A 25,334-nucleotide genomic window follows, 5' to 3' on the forward strand; every position below is an offset into this window, starting at 1 on the left:
GCGCCGATTGTCAGGTCAACGCTTGGCCTTGTTCTGTGGTGCCTTCTTCGCGGGTAAACCCGCTCCCACAGGGATTGCGCAAGTCTTGAGAGCAGTGCAATTCCGGTGGAAGCCGACGAAGCCAGGGCTGGTATTAGCACGGCTGAAAAGTGTCAAGGAATACCAACCGAAGATGATTCGAGCTTGTCCGGCACCATAGAATCTCCCACAGGTACAGCGCCGTTCTCCGGCTTGGCGCTGTACCTGTGGGGGGCCCAGCAGCTTGGCGCTAGAGCCCCAGGTAACTGCGCACCGCCGATGCCCCCGGCTGGCCATCGAAGGTCGTCACCCCCGCCAACCAGGTGTCCAGCACCTGCGGATTGCGCTTGAGCCAGTCACGCGACGCCAGCGCAGGCTTTTGCTTGTCATTGAGGATCGCGCCCATGATCTGGCTCTCCATTCCCAGCTGGAACTCCATCCGCGACAACAGCGCCCCAACGTTCGGACACTCCTGGCCATAGCCTTTGCGGGTATGGGTATCGACCACCGCCGCGCCATAGTTAGGCCCGAAGTCGGCATCGCCGCCGCTCAGGTAGCGCATCGACAATTGCGTATTCATCGGGTGCGGCTCCCAGCCCAGGAACACGATCGGCTTTTTCGAGCGCACGGCCCGGCGCACCTCCACCAACATGCCGGCCTCGCTCGATTCGACCAGGCGAAAATCCTTGAGCCCGTAGCGGTCCTTGTCGATCAGCCCCTGGATGATCTGGTTGCCATCGTTGCCCGCCTCGATGCCGTAGATGCGCCCCTGCAGTGAATCCTTGAGCCGGGCGATGTCCTTGAAGTCCTTGAGCCCGGCCTCGTAGGCGTAATCGGGCACCGCCAGGGTGTATTTGGCACCGGTCAGGTTGGTGCGCACCCGCTCGACGCTGCCTTTTTCCAGAAACGGCGTGGAAATCGCGGCCATCGAGGGCATCCAGGCGCCGAGATAGACATCGATCGTCTTCATTTCCATGGCCTGGTACGCCATCGGGATCGACAGCATCTGCGTCTTGGTCTTGTAGCCAAGGCCCTGCAGCACGGTGGTGGCAAGCCCTGTGGTGGCGGCGATGTCGGCCCAGCCGACCTCGGCGAAGTGCACGGTCTGGCAGGCGGCGGGCTCACCGGCCTGGGCGGTGGCGATGGATGCGGTGAGCAGCGATGCAGCGAGCACGGATACGGCTGTTTTCTTCGGCATGCGAGCGACTCCAGAACGGTTGGGGGTGGGCATGGCAATGGGTGATGACGCCCGCTCAGGTGCGGTAGTCCGGTTCCTGTTCATCGAGGATGTCCTGCAGCGCGGCAAAGTGGCGGGCGGCGAAGTCCGGATAGTCCAGCCATTGCTGGGCGGTCTTGCGTGCCACGGCATCGCTGGCGATGCGCAGCGGGCGGCCAGTGGCGAGGGCGGTGAGGTAGAGCTCGCAGGCGCGCTCGAAGTAGTAGAGATCGTCGAAGGCCTGGGCCACGCTGGGGGCCGCCACCAGCACGCCGTGGTTGCCCATGAGCAGGATCGGCTTGTCGCCCAGCTGGCGGCTCACCCGCTCCGCTTCATCCCCCAGGCCCATGCCGTCGAAGCCCTCGTCGATGGCCACACGCTCGAAGAACCGCATGGCGTTCTGCTCGATCGGCGGCAGGCGTGAGTCGGCCAGGCAGGCCAAGGCCGTGGCGTACTTGGAATGCACATGCAGGATGCAGCGCGCGTGCGGGTGCCGCCGGTGCAAGGCGCCGTGCAAGGCCCAGGCGGTGATGTCCGGCGCGTCGGGGCGCTGCAGGGCCGAAGGGTCATCGGCATCGAGCAGCAGCAGGTCGCTGGCGCGGACCCTGGAAAAATGCCGCCCATAGGGGTTGATCAGAAAGCGCCGGCCATCCTCGGACACAGCCAGGCTGAAATGGTTGGCAATGGCCTCGTGCATCCCCAGGCGGGCGGTCCAGCGAAACGCGCAGGCGAGCTCGACGCGGGCCTGGGCATGGGCGTCTAACACGGCGATGGATGGGTTGTGCATGGCAGTTCCTCAGGCGTCGAGCGCGCCCCCGGGCACGCATTCACATTCCCGAGTCTAGGGAGCGCACCAACGAGGACTTGATGCGATGCGACCTGGCTTGTCGCGAATGCACGGCGCGGCGACGGCTGTCGCATTCGGTCAAGTTAACGCCCAGGCGCCTGGCTATGGTGCGGCCATTGCCAACGCAAACGAGGAAACGCAGCATGTCGCACCATCAGCTTTTCATTGCAGGGCAATGGCGTGAACCGCACAGCAAGCGCTATCGAGAAATCATCAACCCCGCCGACGAAAGCCTGCTCGCCCTGGCGCCAGACGCCAGCACCGAGGATGTCGACGCCGCGATCGATGCTGCCCGCCACGCCTTCGACCACGGCCCCTGGCCCCAGCTGCCGCCGAGTGAGCGCAGCGCCGTGCTGCTGCGCATCGCGGCAGCCATCGAAACCGAGGCCGTCCACCTGGCCCGCCTGGAAACCCTAAACACCGGCAAGACCCTCGGCGAAAGCGAGGCCGACCTGGCCTGCGTGGTGGCCACCTTCCGCTACTACGCAGGGCTGCTCGAAGCGCGCACCGATATTGCCCACCCCCATGCGCCCGCCCATGTCATCAGCGTCACACGCCACGAGCCGGTAGGCGTCTGCGGGCTGATCGTGCCGTGGAACTACCCGCTGCTGCAGACGGCCTGGAAGCTCGCACCGGCCCTGGCCGCGGGCAACACGGTGATTCTCAAACCCAGCGAACTGACGCCGCTCAGTGCCCTGCACCTGACAGGTCTGCTGGCCTCCCTGGCGCTGCCGTCCGGGGTGTTCAACCTCGTCTGCGGCGACGGCGCCGTGGGCCACCGCCTGGCGCTCAGCGAGCGGGTGGACATGCTGTCCTTCACCGGCGGCGCCAGTGCCGGTGCCAAGGTCATGCAGGCCGCCAGCGGCAACTTCAAGCGCCTGGCGCTGGAGCTCGGCGGCAAGAACCCGAACATCGTGTTCGCCGACGCCGACCTGGACGTGGCCCTGGACCAAGCGCTCAACGCAGTGTTCTTCAATGCCGGACAAGTGTGCTCGGCTGGCTCTCGCCTGTTGCTGGAAGCGAACATCCATGACCGCTTCGTCGAACGCCTGGCCGAACGCATCGAGGCCATCGTCCTGGGCGATGGCTTCGACAGCCGCACGCGCATGGGCCCGCTGATATCGGCGGCCCACCGGGATCGCGTGCTGTCACTGGTCCACTCGGCACAGGGTGAAGGCGCCCGCCTGCGCGCAGGCGGGCACATTCCCGCAGATGCGCACCTGGGCAAGGGGTTCTGGCTGCGCCCTACTCTGCTCAGCGAAGTACAGGCCGACATGCGCATCGCCCGCGAAGAAATCTTCGGCCCGGTGATCACCGTCGAGCGCTTCACCGACGAGGACCACGCCGTACAGCTTGCCAACGATACGCCATACGGCCTGGCGGCGGGCGTGTGGACCGGCGATCTGGGCCGTGCCAATCGTCTGGCGCGGCGTCTGAGGGTCGGGACACTGTGGGTGAACGACTACAACCTGGCCTTTCCCCAGGCGCCCTGGGGCGGCTTCAAGGCCAGCGGCATTGGCCGCGAGCTGTCGGCGGCGGGCCTTGAGGAATTCAGCGAACTCAAGCATGTGCTGCTCAACTGCGAGCCGCGGGTGTTGAACTGGTTCACGTGAGAGCGCCGTCAGGGCTTGCCCGCAGCGCCCTGCTGAGGCTGCTGGTCCTGCCAGCGCTTGAGGTTCTGCTCCAGCAGTTGCCTGGGCACGGAACGGTCGAGCAACTCGGTCAGCTTCTGCGCCAGTTGCGCCCGAAGCTCAGGCTGGTTGCACGGTGACTGATGGGAGACCGTCAGGTACAGCCCCTCGCTGGAAACCGGAGGGGCCAGGGCCTGTACTTGCTGGGTGATGCCCAGTGTCCGCACCAGCGCCAGCCCCGGGTAAAGCTCGTAGATGACGTAGTCGTTGCGTTTGAACAACAGCTTCTGGAACGCCTGGGCGGCGCTGGGGACCGCTTCGAGGTTCAGGTGGGCGCTGGCATAGTCGTCAAACGGCTGGCCGTAGCTGTTGTTGACCAAGGTGCCGCCACTGCGCCCTTGCAGGTCGGCCCAGCCGGTGTAGGAAAACGGGTCGCTGTGACGTACCCAGACCACACTGGGCGTGTTCAGGAACGGCGGCGGGATGAAATCCATGGAGACTTCGCGCAATGCGGTCCGAAAGGCACCGGCGATCAAGTCGATCCGCCCGCTCTTGACCTCCTCCTGCGCACGCGACCACGGCCCGCTATAGACCACGTCGATCTCAAGCCCCAGTTCGGCGCCAAGGCGTTTGAGCAGATCGGCGTTGGCGCCGATCAACCGTTGCGGGTTCTGCGGGTCGCGCCACAGGTAGGGTGGGTACTCAGGGTTGCCCGTTGCCTGCAGCCGCTTGCACGGCTGCGCCGCCCAGGCAGCCGCCGGGGCTAGCAGGGAAAACGCCAGTGCCAAGGTCATCGGTCGACAAAGCTTGCGCATGGGGCCCCTCGGTTCAGTTGTGCCAGCCTATCGCGACGATGCAAGTGTAGCGTCGATCACAGGCCACGAGCCCTGGGCCCCAGGCACGTCCTGGGGCCTAGGGTGATCAGACCGCCCGCACCACGTGCTTCAACTCCTGGAACGAGGCCAGCCCCCAGGGGCCGAGCTCGCGCCCGATACTGCTTTGCTTGTACCCGCCCCACGCCGTCTGCGGGAAGATCACCTGCGGCGCGTTGATCCACACCATGCCAGCCTGCAGGGCGTCGGCCACGCGGTTGGCGGCATCATGGTCCTTGCTGACCACCGTCGCCACCAGACCAAAGTCGCTTTGATTGGCGAGCGCGATGGCTTCCTCTTCTGAGCTGAATCGACGGATGCAGATCACCGGGCCGAAGATTTCCTCGTTCCACACGCTGCTGTCCAGGGCGACCTCGGTGAAGACCGTCGGCGCTATGTAGAACCCACGGTCCATCCCCTCGGGCCGCCGACCGCCGCATTCGAGCCGGGCCCCAGCGGCCAGCCCACGGGCGATGTGGGTCAGTACCCGCTCATATTGCGCCCGGTTGACCAACGGACCCATCTGCACGCCTTCGACGAAGGGGTCGCCCACGCAGATCGCCCGGGCACGGGCCTTGACCTGGTCCACGAAGGCCTCGGCCAAGTGCTCGGCCACCAGCACCCGGCTGGTCGCCGAGCACATCTGGCCTGCGTTGTAGAACCCGCCGGCGCAGGTCAGCTCCACCGCCAGCTCAAGATCGGCATCCTCGAGCACGATGAGCGAGGACTTGCCGCCAAGCTCCAGGCTCACACCCTTCACGGTCTCCGCCGCCCGCTGCATCACCTGGACCCCCACCGCATTGCTGCCAGTGAAGGAAATCTTGGCCACCTGCGAGTGGCTCGACAACGGCGCGCCCACGGCCAGGCCCGTGCCGCATACCACGTTCAGCACCCCGGTGGGCAACCCGGCGTCCAGCATGATCCGCGCCAGCGCAAGCTCCGGCAGCGGCGTGACCTCGGAGGGCTTGAGCACCACCGTGCAGCCTGCCGCCAGGGCCGGCGCCAGCTTCCAGGCGGTGGTCACCATGGGGAAGTTCCAGGGCACGATGAGCGCCACGACGCCACAGGGTTCTCGCCGCAAGCGGGCGGCGAAATCGCTGCTGGGCAGCGCAACGCCACGGTCCTGCGCCGCATCGAGATCCTGGGCCAGGTCGGCGTAGTACTCGAACGTGGCGATCACGTCATCCACGTCGAGCCCGGCCTCGGCCAGGGGCTTGCCGTTGTTGCGCGATTGCAGCGTCATCAGCTGCTGCCTGTTCTGCCGAACGCCTTCGGCGATCCTTCTGAGCAGCGCGCCACGGAACGCGCCCGTGCTGGCCGACCACGCCGGGAAGGCTTGCGCGGCGCTTTGCACGGCAAGGTCCACGGATTGACTGTCACCGGTACTGACCGTGGCCAGGCGATCCTCGGTGCTGGGGTTGAAGACCTCGAGCACCGGCCCGCCCGCCAGCCATTGGTTGCCGATCAGCACACCCGCGACGAGTTCGGATGAACATTCAGGATGGAACATCGTATTGACTCCACAAGCGTCAACGGCCCTGCAATGCCTGCAGCGCGCAGTGACGTAGCGACATGAGAAAAGTTGAAGACCCAGCCTCTTGCGAGCGCTGGGTCTTCAAGCACCGCGAACGAAGGCGAGGCTCAGCGGCTGGCCTGCAACTTCTCGATGAACTGCCGAATCCGCTGGCAAGCGTCCAGCAGGTCCTTGTCGGCGACGGTGAACGACACCCGCACAAAGCCTGCGCAGCTGGCGCCAAAGGCCTGTGCATCGAGCACCGAAACACCGGTCTCGCGGAACAGCGCCCAGGCGAAGTCGACGCCCGACAAGCCCGTTTCACGAATGTCCAGCAGCATGAACATACCCGCCTCGGGGACTTTGCCCTTGATCAGCGGGACCCCGTCCAACTCGCGGGCGATCAGGTTGCGTCGACGGGTATAGACCTCGCGGGCCGAGGCGACGATTTCGTCGTCCAGCTCGATGGCCTTGAGCGCCGCCTCCTGGACGAACCCCGGCAGGCCGTACAGCATGCACAGCAGCAGGTTGTCCAGGTGCTGGATCAGATCCTGCGGGGCGACGATCCAACCCACCCGCCAGCCGGTCATGGCGTGGGATTTCGACAGGCTGTTGAGCACCACCGTGCGCTCGGCCATGCCATCCATGCTGGCAATGCTGATGTGCGGGGCGCCGTAGGTCAGCTGGCAGTAGACCTCGTCGGAGATCACCCACAGGTCGTGCCGACGCGCCACCTCGGCAACAGCCTCCAGCTCCTCGCGGGTATAGACGTTGCCGGTCGGGTTGTTCGGCGTGGCCAGGGCAATGCCCCGGGTATTGGGGGTCAGCGCGGCCTCGAGCGCTTCGGCGGTCAGGCGAAAGTCCTTGTCGGCAGGCTGCTCGATGCACACCAGGCGCGCACCGCTGGCTTGCACACTGGCGGCGTAGGTGAGGTACATCGGCTCGGGCACCAACACGTCGTCACCGCTTTCGAACAGGCACATGGCCGCGGCATACAGGCCGTTCTGCGCACCGGCCACCAGGGCGATGTTCTCGGCGGCCACCGGCATCCCCAGCAGCTTGCGCTGCTTGGCGGCGATGGCTTCGCGCAGCTTGGCCCGGCCCACCACGGGCGTGTAATGGGTGTCGCCGTCCTTGAGGGCCTGGATCGCCGCTTCGCAGATCGCATCGTCCGTCGCGAAGTCCGGATCGCCAATGCTCAGGATGATCGCGTTCTCGCCCCGCTCCTGCGCTTGGCAGGCAGCGTAGTGGATGTCCCAGGCGGCCACGCTCTCGCCGCTGATGCGTTGAACCAAAGATGAATACTTCATTGAACATTCCTTTTCTGGCGTACGAACCCACGCCATTACGTTAGTCAGTGGACTCGACGCTGCGAGGCGGTGTTGCCCATCAGCTTGAAGCTTTTTTCGATGACCAGGGCCAGGACAATGTAGGTGATTGCCACCAACAGCAGCGGCTCATAGACCCGCAGGGTCTGCGAACGCACGATGTTGGCGGCGCCCAGCAAATCGGTCACCGCAACGGTGGAGGCCAGTGCCGTGGACTTCAACAGCATGACGCTCTCCCCCGCCAGGGTCGGCCGCACCATCTGCAAGGCACGCGGCAACCAGACCCGGCGCAGGATCTGCCCACGGCGCATGCCGTAGGCCCGTGCCGCTTCCAGCTCGCCCTTGGGCACCGCACGCAGGCCGCTGCGCAGCACTTCGCCCACATAGGCGCCGACGCTCAGGGTCAGGGCCAGGGCGACATACCAGAACCCTTCACGCAGGTAGGGCCACAACACCCCGCCTCTGATCAGCGGGAACCCGGCCAGGACACTGCCCACCCCGTAATAGAGGATGTAGATCTGCACCAGCAGCGGCGTGCCGCGGATCACGCTGCTGAAGAACCTGGCCGCGTTGGACAGCACGAGGTTGTTCGACAAGCGCCCCAGCGCCACCGCGATGGCCAACAGGAAACCAAAGCCTGCCGAGAAGAGCAGCAACTGCACGGTCAGGCCGGCGCCACGCACCAGTTCACTCGAAAAATTATTCAGCCATGACAAATCCATGATCGTCCCCTTATACGTTCCTGGGCATCCAGCGCTCGAAGCTGGACTCGAACTTGCGGAACACCATGCTGGAGACCAAGGTGATGACGTAATAGAACACCGCGACCGCCAGGTAGAACAGCAGGTAGTGTTTGGTCGTGGCGGCAGCCTGTCGCCCGGCGGTCAACAGCTCGCTGTAGCCCACCACGCTGATGAGTGCGCTGTCCTTGACCAGCACCAGCCACAGGTTGGACAGGCCGGCGATGGCGAAGGGCAACATGCACGGCAGGATGACGCGGGTCAGCAGTTTCAGCCGGGGCATGCCGTAGGCCCTGCCGGCCTCGACGAGCCCGGGCGGAATCGCCTCGATCGCCCCGCGAATCACCTCCCCCGAATAGGCGCCCTGGACGATCCCGAGCACCACGACCGCCGCCATGAAGCCGTTGACCTCGACGCTGGGCCGGCCCATGGCAGCCATCGCCAGGTTCAGCAGGTCGGTGCCGGCGTAGTACAACAGCAGGATCAACAACAACTCCGGCACGGCGCGGTACAGCGTGGTGTAGCAATTGGCGCAGGCGACCAACCAGCGCGGCCCCCTGAGCTTGGCCAGCGCGACCAGCAGGCCGATACACAGCCCCAGCGCAAAGGCACCCAGGGAAATACCCAGGGTTTTGACCGCGCCTTGGGCCAGGGTCTGCACCCAGCCCTCGGCGAACAGCAGATTGGAGATATCAGAAATGGTCATACAAGCACCCGATCACCCGCGTCCGTTCCAACAGGTCTCATTGGGAGGCTGAAACAGTGGTCTTGAAGTAGCGCGCGCCGATGGCGTCGTAGGTGCCATCTTCACGCACGGATTTCAGCGCCTTGTTCAGCTTCTCGCGCAGGGCATCGTCGCCCTTGCGCACCGCCGCACCGATGCCCTTGCCGAACAGCGGATCGGCCGGGGCGACGCCCTTGCTTTGGAGCATCGAGTTGTCGGGCAACGCCAGCATCGGCTCCACCGAGATCTTGTCGGCGAGCATGATGTCGATCCGGCCGCTGCGCAGGTCAGCCAGCAGATCGTCCTGGTCGTTGTAGTAACGGATGGTCGAGGTCTTGCCGAAGTACTGCTTCACGTAGGCCGAGTGGCTGGTCGAACCCTGGACGCCGATGGTCTTGCCCTCGAGCCCTTCAGGGGTTGGCGTCAGTTCCAGGGCCGCATCGCCGACCCACAAGGCCGGGGTCTCGATGTAGGGCTCGGTGAAGTCGACGACCTGCTCGCGCTCAGGGGTGATGGACAACGAGTTCATGATGACGTCGACCTGCTTGGAACGCAGCGCCGGGATCAAGCCGTCCCAGGCCAGCTCCTTGAGCGTGCAGTCGGCCTGCATGCGCTTGCACACTTCAGTGATCAGCTCAGGCTCGAAACCACTCCAGACGCCGCTGCTGTCTTTATAGGAAAACGGCGGATAGGGCTCCTGGGCGATTGCGAACACCACTTTGTCGTCGGCATGGGCGACATTGATCGCGCCGGCCAGGATGAATGTCTGCACGAAAGCAACGAGGGTCTTTTTCATTGAACAGTCCTTTTGCAACTATTGTTTGGTTTTGGCAGCGGACATTTAGGGGGCTGCACGCCCCCGGCGGATGAAATGCGTGTGTTGTCAGCGGTTATGTTGCGCCATGACGAACTGGCGGCAGCGCTCGCTGTTCGGGTTCAGCATCACCTGCTGGGGCGGGCCCTGCTCTTCGATCTGGCCTTGGTGCAGGTACACGACCTGGCTGGAGACATCCCGGGCGAACGCCATCTCGTGGGTCACGAGAATCATCGTGCGCCCTTCCTCGGCGATGCCGCGGATCACCTTCAGGACCTCCCCGACCAGTTCCGGGTCCAGCGCCGAGGTGGGCTCGTCGAACAGCATCACCTTCGGGCGCACCGCCAGCGCGCGGGCGATGGCGACCCGCTGTTGCTGGCCGCCGGACAGGAACGAGGGGTAGTCATGGCGCTTGTGCGCAAGCCCGACCTTCTCCAGCAGTTGCTCGGCATGCTCGATCGCATCCTGGCGTTTTTCACCCAGCACATGGACCGGCGCTTCGATCACGTTCTCCAGGACCGTGCGATGGGGCCACAGATTGAAATTCTGGAAGACCATGCTCAGGGTGGCGCGAAGCCGCTCGACCTGGCGCAGGTCGGCAATCTCCTGCACGCCACTGCGCCCTTGCTTGAACTTGACCTCTTCGCCATTCACGCGAAGCGTGCCGGCGTTGGGGATTTCCAGCAGGTTGATGCAGCGCAGCAGCGTACTTTTGCCCGAACCACTGGAGCCGATCAGGGACACCACGTCCCCTTCATGGGCGCGCAGGGAGATCCCTTTCAGGACATGGTGATCGCCATAGCTCTTGTGCAGGTCATCGATGGCGACGACGGGGGTGGACTGCAGGCTTGGCAGCCCTTTTTCGTGGATCATTCTTGGATGTCCCATTGTTGTTGATCAACCCAACCGAGTAACGGCCGCCGCGTCACGCGGCGGGCTCACGCAGGGGGCTCAGGTGGGCAGGAAGTCCGAGGCGTTCAGTTCGATGAAGTGCGGCTCGCGGGCATCCAGCCCTTGCAAGAGATCGCGCAGCCCGGCCAGGCTGCTGGCGGTGTGATGCTGGACATGGCAGGAGCGCGCGAAGGCGGCGAAGTCCGGCGTCAGGATGTCCACGCCCAGGTGCGGGATCTCACGCGCGGTCATGTAGTCGCGAATCTCGCCGTAGCACTGGTTGTTCCACAGCACCAGGATGACCCCGATGCCGTGCTCGCGGGCCGCGATGAGCTCGGCGCTGGAGAACTGCATGCCACCGTCGCCCACCAGGGCCACGACCGCGCGTTCGGGCAAGGCGACCTTGGCCCCGATGGCGGCCGGCAAGCCGTATCCCAGCGTGCCGTAACCGGTTCCGGCGTTGAACCAGGTGCAAGGCGCAGGGGCGCGATAGCCCAGGGCGCCCTGGTACACCGGTTGCGTCGAGTCGCCGACCAGGATCGGCGCAGGCAGGCTGTCACGCAGCGTGTCCAGCACCGCTTGCATCGCCTGCTGCTTGCCAGTCCAACCGGCCCGCTCGGCGGCATTGACCTGCGCCACGTTCACCGACGCCCAGTCGCTGTCGGGAGTTGTGCCTGGCAGGGCCGCGTTCAGGGCTTGCAGCCCAAGCCGTGCGTCGCCGAGCAGGCCAATGGCCGCACGTTGCACGCCCAGGATCTGCATCGGGTCGATGTCCAGGCGAATGACCGGCACATCCAGGGCCAGGGGCCCCAGGCCGAAGAAATCGTAGTCCGTTTCACCCAGCTCGGTCCCCACCGCCAGCACCACGTCTGCCTGGGCGAAAAGCGCACGGCCATGGGCGCTGGACTGGACGCCGTCCAGCAGCAAGGGATGGGTCGGTGGCAGCAGCCCACGTGCATTGGTGGTCAAGGCGACCGGGGCCTGAAGGCGCTCGGCCAGGGCGCGCAGGGCGTCACTGGCACCCCGCGCGCCGCCGCCGGCAAGGATCAGCGGGCGCCGGGCCATGCCCAGCAGGGCCGCGGCTTGCTCGATGGCCGAGGCGGCAGGCGCACTGGCCGAAGGCAGGGCGCGCGGGCGCAGGTCCAGGCCGTCGGCCGGCATCTCGAGTACATCCAGCGGGATTTCGATATGAACCGGACGCGGGCGAGCGCAACCGAACAGGGCGAAGGCCCGGGCAATCACTTCGGGCAGCTCCTGGGGGCGCTGCAAGGTATGGCTGAAGGCACAGACGCCGGCGATCATCGCCCGCTGGTCGGGCAGTTCGTGCAGGTAACCGTGACCCAGCCGTTGATGCTCGCGCCGGCTGGTGGTGGAGATCACCAGCATCGGCACCGAATCGGCATAGGCCTGGCCCATGGCGGTGAGAATGTTGGTCATGCCGGGGCCTGTGATGATGAAGCACACACCCGGTTTGCCGCTGGCTCGGGCATATCCATCCGCCATGAAGCCTGCACCCTGCTCGTGGCGGGGGCTGACGTGGCGAAGGTGGCTACCGTCCAATCCGCGATACAACTCAACAGTGTGCACGCCCGGAATACCGAACACGGTGTCCACACCATAACCTTCAAGCAGTTTGACGAGCGCCTGAGCACAACTGGTCATTGGGTCTTCTCCTGTTATTTTTACTAGACCGCCGGAGGCATTTTTCAGGAGATGCAGGGCAACCACAATCGAATTAAATTTGGCCCATTGTTGATATCTGCTCACCATTCGCCGGTATACCAAAAGCACCTGAAAAGGCGATTCCCCCGAGCGGCCGAGGTCGCCAGAAACCAATCAAGTTGTGAAGGGACCTAAAAGGCCGAAACCGCTCAAGTCAGAGCGGTCGCCAAGGGTCAGAAAGGCAGGATTCACCAGGCCTGTGTGCTTGCTGCGCAAAGGCCCTGGCGGGGAAGAAAATGACGCAGGTGCCGTGAAAGCACGGCTACTACGCCAAGAAGGGGGACGCAAGCGACGGGGTTGGGATTGCCCCTGGGGTGAATGAAGCGCGTCATGTGCTCTGACGCGCTACTGGCGATTCTACCTAGACCGTACAGGCCTGGAAGCTCACCTCGAGCGCCTGCCGGGCCAGGGCGCCCCGCTTGCCGATGCACACCAGTTGAGTGTGCGGCGCGTCATCGCCCCAGGCGCGATCGGGCAGGATTTCGCAGCGGCTGCCGACCAGGTGCATGATGAAACGCGTGCCCGGCACCTCGGCAATGTGCACGGTGCCCTTGGCCCGGTAGATCGACGTCGGCAACTGGGCCAAGGTCGAGCGCAGGGTATCGAGCGCCATCGGCCGGTCGCTGGCAAAACTCCAGGACTCGAACACGCGGGCGTGATCCGCCGCCTCTCGATCCAGGCTCAGCGGTGACGCCGGCTTCACCTGGGTAAAGGGCGCCAGCGGGTTGCCCCGCCCTACCCCCAGGATCAGTTCCAGCGGAACGTCGCCATACTGACACTCGAGAATCCGCGCCCGAGGGTACAGCCAACGGCGCTTGAGCGCCTCGATCTGGCTGGGCCCGACCCGGTCCACCTTGTTCAGCACGATGATGTCCGCCACATCCAGCTGGTCCATGGCCAGTTGCGCCATTTCGCCGTCGAGCTGCTCGAATTGCTCGGTATCCACCACGGTGATGATGCTGTCGATCGCCAGCGCCTCGCGAAACTGCGGGTACTTCAGCGTGCGGGCGATCTTGCCCGGGCTCGACACCCCGCTCGCCTCGATCAGGATGTACTCCGGCCGATTCTGCCGGTCGCTCAGCAAGCGGCTCAGTTGCTCGATCAAGTCGCTTTCGACCGTGCAGCAGATGCAGCCATTGGCCAGGCTGACCGTGGTCTGGGTCTGGCTGACGATCAAGTCGCTGTCGATGTTGATCGCACCGAAGTCATTGACCATCACCGCCATGCGCAAGCCGTGATCGCTGCTGAGGATCTTGTTGAGCAAGGTGGTTTTCCCGGAGCCGAGAAACCCCGACACCAGCGTGACCGGAATGGGAGACTGCTTGTTCATGGAAAACGGCCCGCCTTTAGAAGTTGGGGAGTTCGCGGCGCCAGGTGGCCGCGTGGGCACTGGCATCGAACTCGCCGTTGCGGTCCCAGGTGACTTCACCTTCGAGCACAGTGATCTGCACCTGGGTGTTGTGGATGTTGCCCTTGGGCTCGACTTCGAACAGGTTGCGATCGAGCACGATCAGGTCGGCGGACTTGCCGGTCTCGATGGACCCGGCCTTGTCTTCGATGCCCATGCACCAGGCGCCGTTGATGGTCATCACGCGGATCGCCTGTTCCAGCGTGATGGGCGCGCCGTAGAAGCTGCCCTGCTCCTCGCCGAACGGGTTCTGCCGGGTGACCATCGCTTCGAAACCGATCCAGGGGTTGATGCTCGAGACTGGCCAGTCGGTGCCCATTACCGCAACGCCGCCGTGGTCGAACACGCCTTTGAAGTTGTAGGCCCGCTGCATGCGGTCCTCGCCGAACACCGCACGGGCGTTGGCGAACGATGACGGGAACCAGCCAACCGGCGAGAACTCGGCCGTGACGTTGAGCGCGGCGAAGCGCGGCAGGTTGCCGTCGAGCAACGTGGTGCTGTGGGCGCACTGGTGGCGCACGCCATCCGGGCCGTTCTTGCGACGCGCCGTGGCCACGGCATCGAGGAACAGGTCGGACGCGCCGTCGCCGGTGCAGTGGGCGATGACACGGATCCCGCGGCGGTCCATGTCCACCACCATGTCGGTGATGTGCTCGGGGGTCAGGTTCAGGTGACCGCGCCAGCGCTCCTCGCCCGGCCATGCGGTGGACAGGTAGGAGGAGCGCGATTCATGGGTGCCGTCGAAGTGGAACTTGACCGCATTGGCGTTGAGCCGCGCGCTGCGATAGAAGTGACGCTCCCCGGCCAGCAGTTCCCAACGGCGCTTGACCGGGAAGATATCGTCCTGCCAACTGATCGCGGCCTCCACACGCACCGACAGCTCGCCGGCCTGGTCGATCGCCTTGAGGGCATTCAAGCGGTGCTCGCACACATGCACATACTTGGTGCCGACCACACCATGACCGCTCTGGAACCATACGCCCTCACGGTAGGCCCGCTTCAACGCGTGCTGTGGCGTGGGCGGCATGGCGGCGTGCATCAGGGCATAGGCGCCGTCGACCAGGATGCCGGTCGGCTCGCCGGTGACGCTGTCGCGCTCGATGTAGCCGTGCCGAGGGTCGACAGTGTCGGCGTCGATGCCGGCGATCTCCAGGGCCCGGGAATTGACCATCATGCAGCCCCAGGAGCGATCGAGGATGGCTACCGGGCGATCCGGCAGCACGCTGTCCAGCCATTGACGCGACGGTACCAGCCCGGCCTGCTTGAAGGTGTAGCGCACGAAGTACTGCCCATACACCCAGCCATCGCCTGGGTTCTCGGCGGCGTAGTCGAGGATGGCCTGGCGCACCTGTTCCGGGGTCGGGTCGCTGACGCCGACCTCCAGATAACCGGAGTAGCCGGGCGCAAGCTTCAGGTCTGGGTGGGTATGCATGTCGTAGATGCCGGGCATCACGAAACGGCCATCGAGATCGATCACCTGCGTGCGAGGCCCGATGAACTCGGCAACGTCGTCGTTTGCGCCCACCGCAACGAAACTGCCATTTCGGATGGCCACGGCCTCAGCCCAGGGCTCGGCTTCATTGACGGTGTAGATACGGCCATTGAGGAACACCAGGTCGGCGGCGCCACGAGGGCCGGGCACATGGCTGGAGCGGTAGTCGGTCATCGCACTCATTGCAGGTAATACCTTTCTATGGCAGCTGTGATCAGCGCCAGTCCAAGAAAAACCACGTTGTTCAAAAGGCGCCGTAGACGCCCTCGCCGGTCGGCTATTCGTCGTCCCGAGCGGGAATCCACCACTCTTCACCACGTGCGGTGCGGATGTATTCGGGCCAACGGAAGTCATGGGGGACCTTGAAGTCCTTGGGCAGCAGCGGGGCTTGCCAGCGGGTGCCGCCAATGCCGCCGCCGGTACGCTCGATGAATTCTTCGCGGGCGGCGGCCAGCAGATCGGGGCACGTGAACAGCTCGACCAGGGTGGCGCCGATGGTCTTGGCCGCCACCTGGATCATCGGGTCGATGGTCTGGCGGATACCGCCCAGGGCATTGGGCACCCAGTCCGGGTACGTATAGCCGGGCGGCGCCGAGAGCATCGGACGGGCCACCAGCAGGCGCACCGTCGGGCAATGCCAGGTGTATTCGGGGTAGTCGTCGGAGGTCAGGTGCTTCTGCCAGGCCGGCATCTGCTCGCGCAGCAGGCGCTCGCAGGCCTGCGGGTCGATCAAGGTTTCGGTATCGGGCAAGAACGGACGGGCCATGGGCTCGAGCCCCAGGTTGTCCTGGATTTGCCGGGCAATGGCAATGGCCTCATCGTCCCAGGTCGGGGCACCGATGGCCTGCAGATTGTCGTAGGTGGCTTGCGCCAGCACATGGTTGGGCAGCCCGCCACGGGACTTGCACACCCAGGTCTTCTTCCATTGGCAACCGGTGGCCAGCGCCGCGGCGGCGGCATTGTTGTCCATCACCTGGGAAATGGTTTCTGCTTGTTCGATCGAGTCGCAACGGGACAGGTACTGGATCTGGGCAATGTGCGGCGGCAGGTTGTCGGCCGTGGCCTGGCCTGCGGTGAGAATCGCCTCGTTGAAACTCCACAGCCCGGTGAAGGGCAGCGTGGAGCGACGCATGCTTTCGTTCAGCGTGTAGAAGTGCACCAGGGCATCGTTGGCGCCGGGTGCCCGCGCGGCCAGGTGGTTCTGCGGGATGGGGCTGTACTTGTCCGAGGCGATCCAGTCCTGCGGGGCCTGGCAGGTGAAGGTGTAGATATAGGCGTAGGCGATGCCGCAGTGGGTGTCCCAAGTGGTGGTGTTGTTCAGCGGCAACATGTACGTGGGGTGAAAGCTGATGGCCGCGTCGAGGTCGTCGTAGTACCCCTTGGCGGCATGCACAGGCTTGGAGGCGCGCAGTTTTTCCGCAGGCTCCCCAAAGAACTTCAGCGTGCCCTGGATGCCGTATTCGAGCATGGCGGCCTTGGCCGCCAACAGCCCGCCCAGGGCACTGATGCCGAGCGCCGAATGGGGGTCGGTATGGCCCGGCGCGAAACGCGAAAGGCCTTCGCGCGGCTGGCGCCGGGTGGTCGCCGCCTGGTTGTTGCCCGGCACCGCGTCGTACTCGGCGTAGGTCGCCAGCACCGGGCCGTCGCCATTGCGAAAGGTCGCGCAGAACGCGGTGGGCATCCCACCGCTGCTCTGCTCCACGTCGAACCCTTCCTTGCGCAGCAACTCGACGTACCAGGCGCAGGATTTGTATTCACGAAAGGCCGGCTCGGCGTAATGCCAGATCACCTGGTGCCAGTCGGACAGGGTCTTGTGCTGTTGCTCCACCCAGTTCTGGGCAAAAGCCTTGGGCTCGATCATGGAGGGCATTCCTTATTGGTCTATGACCCCGCAGAGCGGCTCAGGCCAGCAGGGCCTGCCTAGTATTGTTGACTCCACAAATACGACAATCGATTTATTTCGCCATTAATGTTTATATTTGTTCAACATTCAGTGTTCAGCCACCAGATCACCGGCATGGAGGAGACCCTCGGTTTCGCCCTGACCGAGCGCCAGGGCCGGGGCATTTCGCTGACCTTTCGAGGGGAACGCTACGCGCGGGAAATCCAACGGTTTCTGGCCAACCTGGAGGATGCCGGGAGACGAGTGGATGACCAGGAGGTCTATGGCAAGCTGTGCATCAGCTGCAGCTCAGGCTTTTCGACCTACTGGCTGTGCCATCACATCGGCGGCTTCGTGAAGGAGTATCCCCAGGTGCAACTGCACATGGTCACGCCGACGTCGGCGGACGATGTCAGCAATCACACTGCCGACCTGTTCATTTCCTACGGCATCGGCGACTGGCCGGAGATGAAGGTCGAGCAGATCGCGGCGCTGAATTACTTCCCGGTCTGCAGCCCCCGGCTGATCAACGCCCTGGGCGGGCTCAAGACGCCGCAGGATCTGGCGGCGTTCCCGCTGTTGCACATGAGCGACTACAGCGACTGGCGCGTGTGGCAGGCCGCGGCGAACACCCCGGAGCTCAACGTGGCGACCGGCATCGTGTTTTCCGATGCGCACTGCGCACAGGCGGCCTGCATCGCTGCCCAAGGTGTGGCCATGGGGGACAACCTGTTGTGCGGCGATTCCATGGCCAAGGGCCTGCTGGTGCGGCCCTTTGATATCGTCATCAATTCCCACCGGGGCTATTACCTGGTCACCGACACGCAAAAGTGCGAGCGACCTGCCGTCCTTGCCTTCACCAACTGGATCAAGACCCAGCTGCAGGCCTCGCGCCAGGCCTGGGTGGAGCTTTAGCCGCGACGGATCACCAGCCTCAGTGGCGCTTGCCTTTGCCCCGCGCGGCCTTTTGCGCCGTGGAGTCGTGCGGGGTGCCGGTCGAGCCATCGGGGCGATGGGCATCGTTGTCGCGCTCGGCCTCACCTTTGGGCTGGCGCTTGGCGGGTTCACGGGCAGGTTCGGTCATCATCATCTCCTATCCCTTGCTGTGTTCAGGCGAGGTCGGGCCCGTGCCACGCTTGATGCCGCGCGGTCCGGCAACGCCCCAGATGGCCAGCCCGATCACTGGGAACAGCACCAGCAGCAACGACCACAGCACTTTCGTGCCGTCGGATTTGTCGCTGCGAAACACGCTGACGATGGCCCAGAGATCGACCAGCAGAATGATCGCCACCAGGGCGATCCAGAAATACGTGACAGGATCACTCATATCCGCCTCCGTTTTTCGGGCTTGGAGAAACCCAAGGGTGTGAACAGAGGAAGGCGCGCGGCAGCGCAAAGTTCAGACAGCTTTGTTCGACACGGATGAGTGGATCGCCGCCGTCACACCGTGGCCGATAAGACCGGCAGATGCTTGGCCAGCAGGGCTGCAGTGGCGCTGCTCAGTTCCAGGCGAACCAGCGCGCTGCGCCGGACCCATTTGCAGGCCACGATTTCGTTGCTGGGAATGGCCCGCTCCTGCTCGCCGAGGTTAGCCGTGAAGAGGTGATGAAGCACATTGCCAACCGGCAACGTGCACAGTGCATGCAAGCCCTGCCAACGCAAGGAGGCTTCCTCGCGCAACTCTCTGATGGCGGCCTCTTCCGGCGTCTCGCCCGGCTCGATGACGCCGCCGGGCAGGTTCCACTTTGCGCCTTTCTTGCGCACGAGCAGGACCTTTCCGTTGCGTAGACAGATGATCGTGGCGCGGGCTTTGGCTGTGCGGGTGTTCTTTGCAGGCATACGGCGTTTCTAACGGCAAGGTTCGGGTATCGGCAACACATGGGATGGCGCTTCTTCCCTGAAGACCTGCACACATGACGCCGCGTTCCGGCACAGGGACACATACCGGCTCATCTTGCCGCCCGACGATGGCCATTGATCCTTGCCCTCGGGTTCATGAACCGTTGAACTTCTTCACATCGATGGGCGGGGCGACGAACTCCGGCCCCTGCCCCGCTGGACGCCAACGCACGTTGGCCAGGCCGTAGCGCTCGGCCATAGGCCGGCTGACCTTCTTGATCGTGTGCTGGCCGAACCGTGGGATGATGCCCACGCCCGCATCGCAACAGGCCCAATGCCAGGCCTCGGCATTGTCCATGCGCTCCAGGCGAATAATGAACGTGCGGTATTGGCCATGAAGCTCGTACTCGATCACAAACAATTGCTGCCCTGCCATCACCCGCCTCCTCAGTGGTTCCAAGCCTATGGAGCAGACGCAGGGAAAAAAAATTCATTCGAGATTCACAGACTGTGGCCAGCCCTCGAAAACGACCGCTGGAACTTCTGCCATGAACCTTGTCCCCGCGCTCGGGCTCGATTGCCAAAGCGCGCAGGAAAACGGCCATGAATGCACTCAACGAGCCTTTGGCACTGGAGCGACGCAAGTGCCTGGCGATCGACGGCTGGTTCGCCCTGTTCGACGACCACAGGCTGCGCCAGGACTGCCCCAGCACCTATCATGAAATGCTGTTGCGCCAGGCGGATGAACTGGATCGACTAAGGCTGGTGGAGTGGACCGAATGGCGCGACTTGCGCCGCCTCGCCGACCGCGCTTTCCTCAGGGCGATCGCAGGTGCCGACTACCATCCGGTCTCACTGCTCAGGGCTGTTGATAGTGCGCCGGCGACGTGTCTGGCTCATGCTCGTGCTCGATGCGCTGCACCTGCACATCGGTGAACGACGAGGCCTCGCCACGGTGCAGCCCCTGCAGGTAGCTGCGGGCGCATTCCACGCTGATGTCCTGCTCGTCGCTGCGCATTTCGCACGTGCCGGGCTGGTTGTCGAAGATGTAGCTGATCAGAAACAGATGACTGGCCATGGCCGGACTCCTGTCGAGAAAGAAAACACGACCGGCTGCCCGGCCCCCTCAGGCAGCGCTCTGGTCGGCCTTGAGCATCTTCTTGTGGGCCTGCATGGCGACCCCCATCTCCTCGAGCGCCTGCTTGCCCAGCAGCTTCCTGGCGGTGGGAAAGAGCTCGCCTTCCTCCTCCTCGATATGGTGCTCCAGCAGCTCTTTCATCACCTTGACTCTGCCTGCGAATTCCACGGTGCCGGTGTCGGTCTGCAGCAAGTCGGGCAAGACCAGCGAATCGACCGTGCGGTGTTCTTCCTTGGCCTCGTAGTACATCTTCTCCTCTTCCTTGCCCCCGGCCTGCTTGATGGCCGGGTAGAGGATCTGCTCTTCGAGGGCCGTATGGACCTGCAGCTCGTGCTCGATGCGCGCGAGCAGCTCCCCGCGCTTTTTCACGGCGCGCTCGGTGGTGGCGGACAGCTCCTCGAGCAGTTTCTTGACGGTTTCATGATCCTGGATCAGCAGTTCGATGGCATTCATTGTCGGGCCTCATCAGTCGATGGGAATACAAAGACTTGCCCTGTGTGGAGTCACCGCCCGTGATGTCGGTTCGTAGCGGCCGATAAATGGCAGCGCACCGAGTGCGCCGCGTGGCGTCGGTCACTTGGCGCAGGCAGGCGTCGCAACGCGCTCGCTGGCCACCCATCTGGCCCGACCCACCCCCCAGGCCAGCGCCCGGGTCATGGTCTCGCCTGGGCGAGCATCGAACGCCTCTTCGTGCAAGGCCTTGCCGCCGCGCGCATACACCCCGACGAACAATTGCGTCGCCCCGGTGCGGGACAACCTCACCTGGACATCGACACTGGTGCCATCGTCGAGCGCTTCCTGGTGCGTGCGGTGATGAAGGGTCGCATCCGCCCAGTTCCAAAACACATTACCCCTGATACGCATGTCGGCCTCCTGCGACGTTCCTGTCCAAGAGGGTCACCCTATCGAAATCGCCTGGGTAAGCAACCGCAGCGGGTAGGAATGAGAACTGAATCAGACAACCGGCGCGCTACCCTGCAATCAGACTCATGATCGTCCAGCATCGGTCTAATGCTGCCGCCCTCGAGCTGCGCCTGTGCTAGCGTTTCCTGATTGGGTGTCCTGCCCTCCTGCCTATAAGAATCGACACATCAACCGACTGATTACGGGTGAGCCATGGAGCTGAAAATCAACCAAAAGACCTATCAGGTCGATGCCGAAGCCGACACGCCGCTGCTGTGGGTGATTCGCGACGACCTGGGGCTGACCGGCACCAAATACGGCTGCGGCCTGGCCCAGTGCGGCGCCTGTTCGGTGCTGGTCGACGGCAACGTGGTGCGCGCCTGCGTCACGCCGGTGGCCGGTGTGGTCGGGCGGGAGGTGACCACCATCGAGGCGATCGAGGCCGATGAGGTCGGCAAGCGCGTGGTGGCGGCGTGGGTCGAGCACCAGGTGGCCCAGTGCGGCTATTGCCAGTCCGGCCAGGTGATGGCGGCCACCGCGCTGCTCAAGCACACGCCCAAGCCCAGCGACGAGCAGATCAACGCAGCGATGGTCAACCTGTGCCGCTGCGGCACCTACAACGCCATCCACGCCGCCATGCACGACCTGGCCCAAGGGGGTAAAGCCTGATGAAGACGCCCCTCGACACCCCCGAAGACCTGCTGAACCTGGCAATCGGCGAAACCGTCAACCTGTCGCGCCGACGCTTTCTCGCCGGCACCGCCGTCGGTGCGCTGGTGCTGGGGTTCGGCCTGCCACTGGGCTCGCCCCGGGTACAGGCGGCCGCCGCCAGCAGCGCTGAACGCGGCACCCAGGTGCCGGCCTTCCTGGAGATTCGCCCGGACAACACCGTGCGCCTGCTCAGCCCGTTCATGGAAGGTGGCCAGGGCACCTATACCTCGATGGCGCAGATCGTCGGCGAGGAACTGGATGCCGACCCGGGCACGTTCGTGGTCGACAGCGCCCCACCTGGCGAGGCCTACGTGGTGATGGAGAACGGCATGCGCATCACCGGTGGCAGCATGTCGGTGCGCATGAGCTACCCGACCATGCGCCGCCTCGGTGCCCTGGCCCGCGCCATGCTGCTGCAGGCCGGCGCCGAGCACTTCGACGTCCCTGTGGGCGAGCTGTCCACCGAGCCTGGCAAGGTCGTCCATGGCGCCTCTGGCCGCAGCATCAGCTATGGCGAGCTGGCCGGACGCGCCATGGACCTGCCCGTGCCGGACCCTGCCAGCATCACGCTGCGCGACCCCAGCCAGTTCCGCTGGATCGGCAAGCCCGTCAAGCGCGTCGACGCCTACGACAAGTCCACCGGCAAGGCCCAGTACAGCATCGACACCCACGTCGACGGCATGCTCCAGGCCGCCGTGCAGCATGCGCCACGCCTGGGGATGACCGTCGGCAGCCTACGCAACGAAGACCAGGTCAAGGCCATGAAGGGCGTGCATTCGGTGCACACGTTGCCCGGCGCGGTCGCGGTGGTCGCCGAACGCTGGTGGCACGCCAAGCGCGCGGTGGAGGCGCTTCAGGTCGACTGGCAGGAGCCAGGCCCGGAGTCGACCGTACGGCCCATGCCCAAGGATTTTTCCAGCGATGCCTGGCGTGAGCACCTGGCGGCCCAGCCGGGCCCAGGCCGTGATGACGAAAAGCACGGCGATGTGGCCGCAGCCCTGGCCAGCGCCAAGACCACGGTCGAGGCCACCTACCACAATCAGTACCTCAACCATGCCCAGCTGGAACCGCCATCGGCGACGGCGCGCTTCAACCCCGACGGTTCTCTGGAGGTGTGGCTGCCGAATCAGGCACCGGACATGTTCCGTGACGACATCGCCAAGCGCAGCGGACTCGACCCTGCACGGATCACCCTGCACTCGCCCTTGCTCGGTGGCTTCTTCGGCCGGCATTTTCTCTATGACTCGGCCAACCCCTACCCTCAGGCCATCGCGCTGGCCAAAGCAGTCGGGCGCCCGGTCAAGGTGATCTGGACGCGCGAGGAAGAATTCCTGCGCGATGTGCTGCGCCCCGTTGCCGTGGTCAAGTTCCGCGCAGGGCTCGATGACAAAGGCCTGCCGGTGGCGCTTGAAGCGGTGAGCGCCACCGAAGGCCCCACCGAAGCCATCGCCGGCAAGCAGGGCGAGCAACTGGACCCCACCGCACTCGAAGGGCTGTCGGGCAAGGCCTATGCCATCGCCAACACGCGCATCGCCCAGGTCTATGTCAAAGGGCCGGCCATGCTCGGCTACTGGCGCTCGGTGGGCAATTCGCTCAACGACTTCTTCTACGAAGCCTTCCTCGACGAACTGGCCGACAAAGGCGGCCAGGACCCGTACGCGTTGCGCCTGCACCTGCTGCAAGGCAACGCGCGCCTGACCACCCTGCTGCAAGCGGTCGGCGAGCTATCCGGCGGCTGGAAACGCGGCCCCTTCACCGCCGAGGACGGCAGCAAACGCGCCCGTGGCGTGGCCATGGCCTCGCCGTTCGGCTCCGAGGCGGCGGTGATCGCCGAGGTGTCGATCGAGAACGGCCAGGTCAAGGTGCACGACATCTGGCAGGCGATCGACCCGGGCAGCATCGTCAACCCGGCGATCATCGAAGCCCAGGTCAACGGCGCGGTGGCCCTTGGGTTATCCCAGGTGCTGCTGGAAGAAGCCGTCTGGCACAACGGCATGCCGCGAGCGCGCAACTACGACCTGTACCCGGTGCTGCCGCCTTCGCGCATGGCACGGGTGCATGTGCGCATCGTCGAGAGCGGCGCGAAGATGGGCGGGATCGGCGAGCCACCGCTACCGGCGGTGGCGCCTGCCGTGGCCAACGCGGTGGCGCGGCTGACCGGCCAGCGCATTCGCAGCATGCCGCTTAGCCGCTATACCTTCAGCTGACTCGCAGGGGCCGCTCATGCACAATCGCCGACTCGCAACTGCCGCCCGCTGGCTGGCCCTGCCATGCCTGGTCACGGCGGGCCTGGTGGCCTGGTACGTCACCCGTGAACCCGCCTCGCCCCTGGCGGGCGAGACGCCGCCCGACGCAGCGCTGGTCAGTCGTGGCGAGTACGTTGCGCGCCTGAGCGACTGCGTCGCGTGCCACAGCCTGCCGACGGGCAAGCCGTTCGCCGGCGGCCTGGAAATGGCCACGCCGCTGGGCTCGATCCACGCCACCAACATCACCCCGGACCGACAGACCGGCATCGGTGCCTACAGCCTCGCCGATTTCGACCGCGCCGTGCGCCAGGGCGTCGCTCCGGGAGGCCGACGGTTGTACCCGGCCATGCCCTACCCCTCCTACGCCAAGCTCAGCGACGACGACGTCAAGGCGCTGTATGCCTTCTTCATGCATGGCGTACAGCCAGTCAACCAGGCCAACATCCAGAGCGATATTCCCTGGCCGCTGAACCTGCGCTGGCCCATCGCCCTGTGGAACGGCCTGTTCTCGCCCACCAACCCCTATGCAACCAAACCCGCACAGGATGCGCTGTGGAACCGCGGCGCCTATATCGTCCAAGGCCCAGGCCATTGCGGCAGTTGCCATACCCCTCGGGGCCTGGCCTTCAACGAGAAGGCTTTAGATGAGCGCGGCGCGCCGTTCCTGGCCGGCGCGCTGCTCGATGGCTGGTATGCCCCGAGCCTGCGCGGTGACCACAACACCGGCCTTGGGCGCTGGAGCGAGGCGGACATCGTGCGGTTCCTCAAGACCGGGCGAAACCCGCATGCCGTGGTGTTCGGCTCGATGACCGAAGCCTTCAACAACTCCACCCAGTTCATGAGCGATGAGGACCTGACGGCGATCGCGCGCTATCTGAAGTCTTTGCCAGGCGACCGTCAACGCGACGGCGCTCCCTGGCAGTACCAGGCCTTGCCCGCGGCGCACCTGGATACCCCCGGCGCCCAGACCTACCTGACCCGCTGCGCCTCCTGCCATGGCCTCGATGGCAAGGGCCAGGCCGAATGGATGCCACCCCTGGCCGGAGCCACCTCGGCGCTGGCCAAGGAAGACGCCTCGGCCATCAACATCACCCTCAACGGCTCGCAACGGGTCGTCGCCCAAGGCCAACCGGACGCCTACCGCATGCCGGCGTTTCGCGAGCAGTTGTCGGACCAGCAGATCGCCGATGTCCTGACGTTCATGCGCAGCGCCTGGGGCAACCAGGGCGGCGCGGTGCAGGCCCAGGCGGTTGGCAAGCTGCGCGGGCACACCGACCCGGCCAGCAGCAGCCCGATCATCCTGCACATGCGCTGAGTGGTCGCCGGTCAATGCCGGACGAGGTGGTCAGGCCCTTGGCGCCTGACCGCCCCGCTGAGGGCTGCCTCTGATCAGCGGGGG

General features: G+C 64.9%; 25 protein-coding genes. 5 read left to right on the forward strand and 20 right to left on the reverse strand.

What is annotated here, in order from left to right; translation table 11 throughout:
- Positions 1-268 precede the first annotated feature (268 nt).
- Positions 269-1,216: a choline ABC transporter substrate-binding protein gene (locus tag ACNFCH_RS06620; RefSeq protein ID WP_337158677.1), complete on the reverse strand. Its 948-nt coding sequence runs from the start codon at positions 1,214-1,216 to the stop codon at positions 269-271.
- Positions 1,217-1,271: 55 nt separating this feature from the next.
- Positions 1,272-2,021 carry a class II aldolase and adducin N-terminal domain-containing protein gene (locus ACNFCH_RS06625; RefSeq protein ID WP_337158676.1) on the reverse strand — a complete coding sequence of 250 codons (750 nt, stop codon included), beginning with the start codon at positions 2,019-2,021 and terminating at the stop codon, positions 1,272-1,274.
- A gap of 203 nt (positions 2,022-2,224) precedes the next feature.
- Between ACNFCH_RS06625 and ACNFCH_RS06630 the strand changes: the two genes are divergently transcribed.
- Positions 2,225-3,694 (forward strand): aldehyde dehydrogenase family protein, encoded by a 1,470-nt coding sequence (locus ACNFCH_RS06630; protein ID WP_416742467.1) that lies wholly within the window; start codon positions 2,225-2,227, stop codon positions 3,692-3,694.
- 8 nt (positions 3,695-3,702) lie between these two features.
- On the opposite strand, the gene ACNFCH_RS06635 is transcribed toward ACNFCH_RS06630, so the two are convergent.
- From ACNFCH_RS06635 to ACNFCH_RS06685, 11 genes are all read right to left on the reverse strand, one after another.
- On the reverse strand, positions 3,703-4,527 hold the full coding sequence (locus ACNFCH_RS06635) for a substrate-binding periplasmic protein (protein WP_337158674.1): 825 nt from the start codon (positions 4,525-4,527) through the stop codon (positions 3,703-3,705).
- Between the two features lie 106 nt (positions 4,528-4,633).
- A complete protein-coding gene (locus ACNFCH_RS06640) occupies positions 4,634-6,094 on the reverse strand; it encodes an aldehyde dehydrogenase family protein (protein WP_416742468.1) in 1,461 nt (486 codons plus the stop codon).
- 131 nt (positions 6,095-6,225) lie between these two features.
- Positions 6,226-7,407 carry a pyridoxal phosphate-dependent aminotransferase gene (locus ACNFCH_RS06645; RefSeq protein ID WP_337158672.1) on the reverse strand — a complete coding sequence of 394 codons (1,182 nt, stop codon included), beginning with the start codon at positions 7,405-7,407 and terminating at the stop codon, positions 6,226-6,228.
- Between the two features lie 44 nt (positions 7,408-7,451).
- Positions 7,452-8,147, reverse strand: coding sequence for an ABC transporter permease (locus tag ACNFCH_RS06650; protein ID WP_070091619.1), 696 nt, complete (start codon positions 8,145-8,147; stop codon positions 7,452-7,454).
- Positions 8,148-8,157: 10 nt separating this feature from the next.
- Complete coding sequence (locus ACNFCH_RS06655; RefSeq protein WP_337158671.1) at positions 8,158-8,871, reverse strand: ABC transporter permease subunit; 714 nt, start codon at positions 8,869-8,871, stop codon at positions 8,158-8,160.
- A 37-nt stretch (positions 8,872-8,908) separates the two neighbouring features.
- Complete coding sequence (locus ACNFCH_RS06660) at positions 8,909-9,685, reverse strand: transporter substrate-binding domain-containing protein (protein WP_337158670.1); 777 nt, start codon at positions 9,683-9,685, stop codon at positions 8,909-8,911.
- An 87-nt stretch (positions 9,686-9,772) separates the two neighbouring features.
- Positions 9,773-10,576: an ABC transporter ATP-binding protein gene (locus tag ACNFCH_RS06665; protein WP_070091523.1), complete on the reverse strand. Its 804-nt coding sequence runs from the start codon at positions 10,574-10,576 to the stop codon at positions 9,773-9,775.
- A 78-nt stretch (positions 10,577-10,654) separates the two neighbouring features.
- A complete protein-coding gene (locus tag ACNFCH_RS06670) occupies positions 10,655-12,256 on the reverse strand; it encodes a 5-guanidino-2-oxopentanoate decarboxylase (protein ID WP_416742469.1) in 1,602 nt (533 codons plus the stop codon).
- Between the two features lie 421 nt (positions 12,257-12,677).
- Positions 12,678-13,646: a CobW family GTP-binding protein gene (locus ACNFCH_RS06675; protein ID WP_416742470.1), complete on the reverse strand. Its 969-nt coding sequence runs from the start codon at positions 13,644-13,646 to the stop codon at positions 12,678-12,680.
- 16 nt (positions 13,647-13,662) lie between these two features.
- On the reverse strand, positions 13,663-15,399 hold the full coding sequence (locus tag ACNFCH_RS06680; protein ID WP_416742471.1) for an amidohydrolase: 1,737 nt from the start codon (positions 15,397-15,399) through the stop codon (positions 13,663-13,665).
- A 94-nt stretch (positions 15,400-15,493) separates the two neighbouring features.
- Entirely contained in the window at positions 15,494-17,077 is a 1,584-nt protein-coding gene (locus ACNFCH_RS06685; protein WP_416742472.1) for an amidohydrolase, read from the reverse strand.
- 156 nt (positions 17,078-17,233) lie between these two features.
- Between ACNFCH_RS06685 and ACNFCH_RS06690 the strand changes: the two genes are divergently transcribed.
- Complete coding sequence (locus tag ACNFCH_RS06690; protein ID WP_416742473.1) at positions 17,234-18,013, forward strand: LysR substrate-binding domain-containing protein; 780 nt, start codon at positions 17,234-17,236, stop codon at positions 18,011-18,013.
- 19 nt (positions 18,014-18,032) lie between these two features.
- On the opposite strand, the gene ACNFCH_RS06695 is transcribed toward ACNFCH_RS06690, so the two are convergent.
- The 7 genes from ACNFCH_RS06695 to ACNFCH_RS06725 form a co-directional block, all read right to left on the reverse strand.
- Positions 18,033-18,182: a hypothetical protein gene (locus tag ACNFCH_RS06695; RefSeq protein ID WP_337158664.1), complete on the reverse strand. Its 150-nt coding sequence runs from the start codon at positions 18,180-18,182 to the stop codon at positions 18,033-18,035.
- 9 nt (positions 18,183-18,191) lie between these two features.
- A complete protein-coding gene (locus tag ACNFCH_RS06700) occupies positions 18,192-18,425 on the reverse strand; it encodes a PLD nuclease N-terminal domain-containing protein (RefSeq protein ID WP_043209000.1) in 234 nt (77 codons plus the stop codon).
- Positions 18,426-18,538: 113 nt separating this feature from the next.
- On the reverse strand, positions 18,539-18,937 hold the full coding sequence (locus ACNFCH_RS06705; protein WP_416742474.1) for an NUDIX hydrolase: 399 nt from the start codon (positions 18,935-18,937) through the stop codon (positions 18,539-18,541).
- Positions 18,938-19,091: 154 nt separating this feature from the next.
- Positions 19,092-19,373 (reverse strand): DUF6555 family protein, encoded by a 282-nt coding sequence (locus ACNFCH_RS06710; protein ID WP_070091531.1) that lies wholly within the window; start codon positions 19,371-19,373, stop codon positions 19,092-19,094.
- A gap of 423 nt (positions 19,374-19,796) precedes the next feature.
- Positions 19,797-20,015, reverse strand: coding sequence for a hypothetical protein (locus ACNFCH_RS06715; RefSeq protein ID WP_196162235.1), 219 nt, complete (start codon positions 20,013-20,015; stop codon positions 19,797-19,799).
- A gap of 48 nt (positions 20,016-20,063) precedes the next feature.
- Positions 20,064-20,528 carry a hemerythrin domain-containing protein gene (locus ACNFCH_RS06720; RefSeq protein ID WP_416742475.1) on the reverse strand — a complete coding sequence of 155 codons (465 nt, stop codon included), beginning with the start codon at positions 20,526-20,528 and terminating at the stop codon, positions 20,064-20,066.
- Between the two features lie 120 nt (positions 20,529-20,648).
- A complete protein-coding gene (locus ACNFCH_RS06725) occupies positions 20,649-20,939 on the reverse strand; it encodes a hypothetical protein (protein ID WP_337158661.1) in 291 nt (96 codons plus the stop codon).
- A 252-nt stretch (positions 20,940-21,191) separates the two neighbouring features.
- Between ACNFCH_RS06725 and ACNFCH_RS06730 the strand changes: the two genes are divergently transcribed.
- From ACNFCH_RS06730 to ACNFCH_RS06740, 3 genes are read left to right on the forward strand one after another with little or no spacing between them, the layout of a single operon-like run.
- Positions 21,192-21,647, forward strand: coding sequence for a (2Fe-2S)-binding protein (locus tag ACNFCH_RS06730; protein ID WP_416742476.1), 456 nt, complete (start codon positions 21,192-21,194; stop codon positions 21,645-21,647).
- Positions 21,647-23,896, forward strand: a complete 2,250-nt coding sequence (locus ACNFCH_RS06735) for a molybdopterin cofactor-binding domain-containing protein (protein ID WP_416742477.1) — start codon at positions 21,647-21,649, stop codon at positions 23,894-23,896. Before ACNFCH_RS06730 ends, ACNFCH_RS06735 begins: the two co-directional genes overlap by 1 nt.
- A gap of 16 nt (positions 23,897-23,912) precedes the next feature.
- Positions 23,913-25,250 (forward strand): cytochrome c, encoded by a 1,338-nt coding sequence (locus ACNFCH_RS06740; protein ID WP_337158658.1) that lies wholly within the window; start codon positions 23,913-23,915, stop codon positions 25,248-25,250.
- The last annotated feature ends 84 nt before the right edge of the window (positions 25,251-25,334 follow it).

It is taken from the genome of Pseudomonas sp. NY15354, from assembly GCF_048068075.1.
GTDB lineage: Bacteria > Pseudomonadota > Gammaproteobacteria > Pseudomonadales > Pseudomonadaceae > Aquipseudomonas > Aquipseudomonas guariconensis_C.

Excerpts from the sequence above, each read along its gene's own strand:
- ACNFCH_RS06620 (WP_337158677.1), bottom strand. The coding sequence starts at position 1,216 with ATGCCGAAGAAAACAGCCGTATCCGTGCTCGCTGCATCGCTGCTCACC.
- ACNFCH_RS06625 (WP_337158676.1), bottom strand. The coding sequence starts at position 2,021 with ATGCACAACCCATCCATCGCCGTGTTAGACGCCCATGCCCAGGCCCGC.
- ACNFCH_RS06630 (WP_416742467.1), top strand. The coding sequence starts at position 2,225 with ATGTCGCACCATCAGCTTTTCATTGCAGGGCAATGGCGTGAACCGCAC.
- ACNFCH_RS06635 (WP_337158674.1), bottom strand. The coding sequence starts at position 4,527 with ATGCGCAAGCTTTGTCGACCGATGACCTTGGCACTGGCGTTTTCCCTG.
- ACNFCH_RS06640 (WP_416742468.1), bottom strand. The coding sequence starts at position 6,094 with ATGTTCCATCCTGAATGTTCATCCGAACTCGTCGCGGGTGTGCTGATC.
- ACNFCH_RS06645 (WP_337158672.1), bottom strand. The coding sequence starts at position 7,407 with ATGAAGTATTCATCTTTGGTTCAACGCATCAGCGGCGAGAGCGTGGCC.
- ACNFCH_RS06650 (WP_070091619.1), bottom strand. The coding sequence starts at position 8,147 with ATGGATTTGTCATGGCTGAATAATTTTTCGAGTGAACTGGTGCGTGGC.
- ACNFCH_RS06655 (WP_337158671.1), bottom strand. The coding sequence starts at position 8,871 with ATGACCATTTCTGATATCTCCAATCTGCTGTTCGCCGAGGGCTGGGTG.
- ACNFCH_RS06660 (WP_337158670.1), bottom strand. The coding sequence starts at position 9,685 with ATGAAAAAGACCCTCGTTGCTTTCGTGCAGACATTCATCCTGGCCGGC.
- ACNFCH_RS06665 (WP_070091523.1), bottom strand. The coding sequence starts at position 10,576 with ATGATCCACGAAAAAGGGCTGCCAAGCCTGCAGTCCACCCCCGTCGTC.
- ACNFCH_RS06670 (WP_416742469.1), bottom strand. The coding sequence starts at position 12,256 with ATGACCAGTTGTGCTCAGGCGCTCGTCAAACTGCTTGAAGGTTATGGT.
- ACNFCH_RS06675 (WP_416742470.1), bottom strand. The coding sequence starts at position 13,646 with ATGAACAAGCAGTCTCCCATTCCGGTCACGCTGGTGTCGGGGTTTCTC.
- ACNFCH_RS06680 (WP_416742471.1), bottom strand. The coding sequence starts at position 15,399 with ATGAGTGCGATGACCGACTACCGCTCCAGCCATGTGCCCGGCCCTCGT.
- ACNFCH_RS06685 (WP_416742472.1), bottom strand. The coding sequence starts at position 17,077 with ATGATCGAGCCCAAGGCTTTTGCCCAGAACTGGGTGGAGCAACAGCAC.
- ACNFCH_RS06690 (WP_416742473.1), top strand. The coding sequence starts at position 17,234 with ATGGAGGAGACCCTCGGTTTCGCCCTGACCGAGCGCCAGGGCCGGGGC.
- ACNFCH_RS06695 (WP_337158664.1), bottom strand. The coding sequence starts at position 18,182 with ATGACCGAACCTGCCCGTGAACCCGCCAAGCGCCAGCCCAAAGGTGAG.
- ACNFCH_RS06700 (WP_043209000.1), bottom strand. The coding sequence starts at position 18,425 with ATGAGTGATCCTGTCACGTATTTCTGGATCGCCCTGGTGGCGATCATT.
- ACNFCH_RS06705 (WP_416742474.1), bottom strand. The coding sequence starts at position 18,937 with ATGCCTGCAAAGAACACCCGCACAGCCAAAGCCCGCGCCACGATCATC.
- ACNFCH_RS06710 (WP_070091531.1), bottom strand. The coding sequence starts at position 19,373 with ATGGCAGGGCAGCAATTGTTTGTGATCGAGTACGAGCTTCATGGCCAA.
- ACNFCH_RS06715 (WP_196162235.1), bottom strand. The coding sequence starts at position 20,015 with ATGGCCAGTCATCTGTTTCTGATCAGCTACATCTTCGACAACCAGCCC.
- ACNFCH_RS06720 (WP_416742475.1), bottom strand. The coding sequence starts at position 20,528 with ATGAATGCCATCGAACTGCTGATCCAGGATCATGAAACCGTCAAGAAA.
- ACNFCH_RS06725 (WP_337158661.1), bottom strand. The coding sequence starts at position 20,939 with ATGCGTATCAGGGGTAATGTGTTTTGGAACTGGGCGGATGCGACCCTT.
- ACNFCH_RS06730 (WP_416742476.1), top strand. The coding sequence starts at position 21,192 with ATGGAGCTGAAAATCAACCAAAAGACCTATCAGGTCGATGCCGAAGCC.
- ACNFCH_RS06735 (WP_416742477.1), top strand. The coding sequence starts at position 21,647 with ATGAAGACGCCCCTCGACACCCCCGAAGACCTGCTGAACCTGGCAATC.
- ACNFCH_RS06740 (WP_337158658.1), top strand. The coding sequence starts at position 23,913 with ATGCACAATCGCCGACTCGCAACTGCCGCCCGCTGGCTGGCCCTGCCA.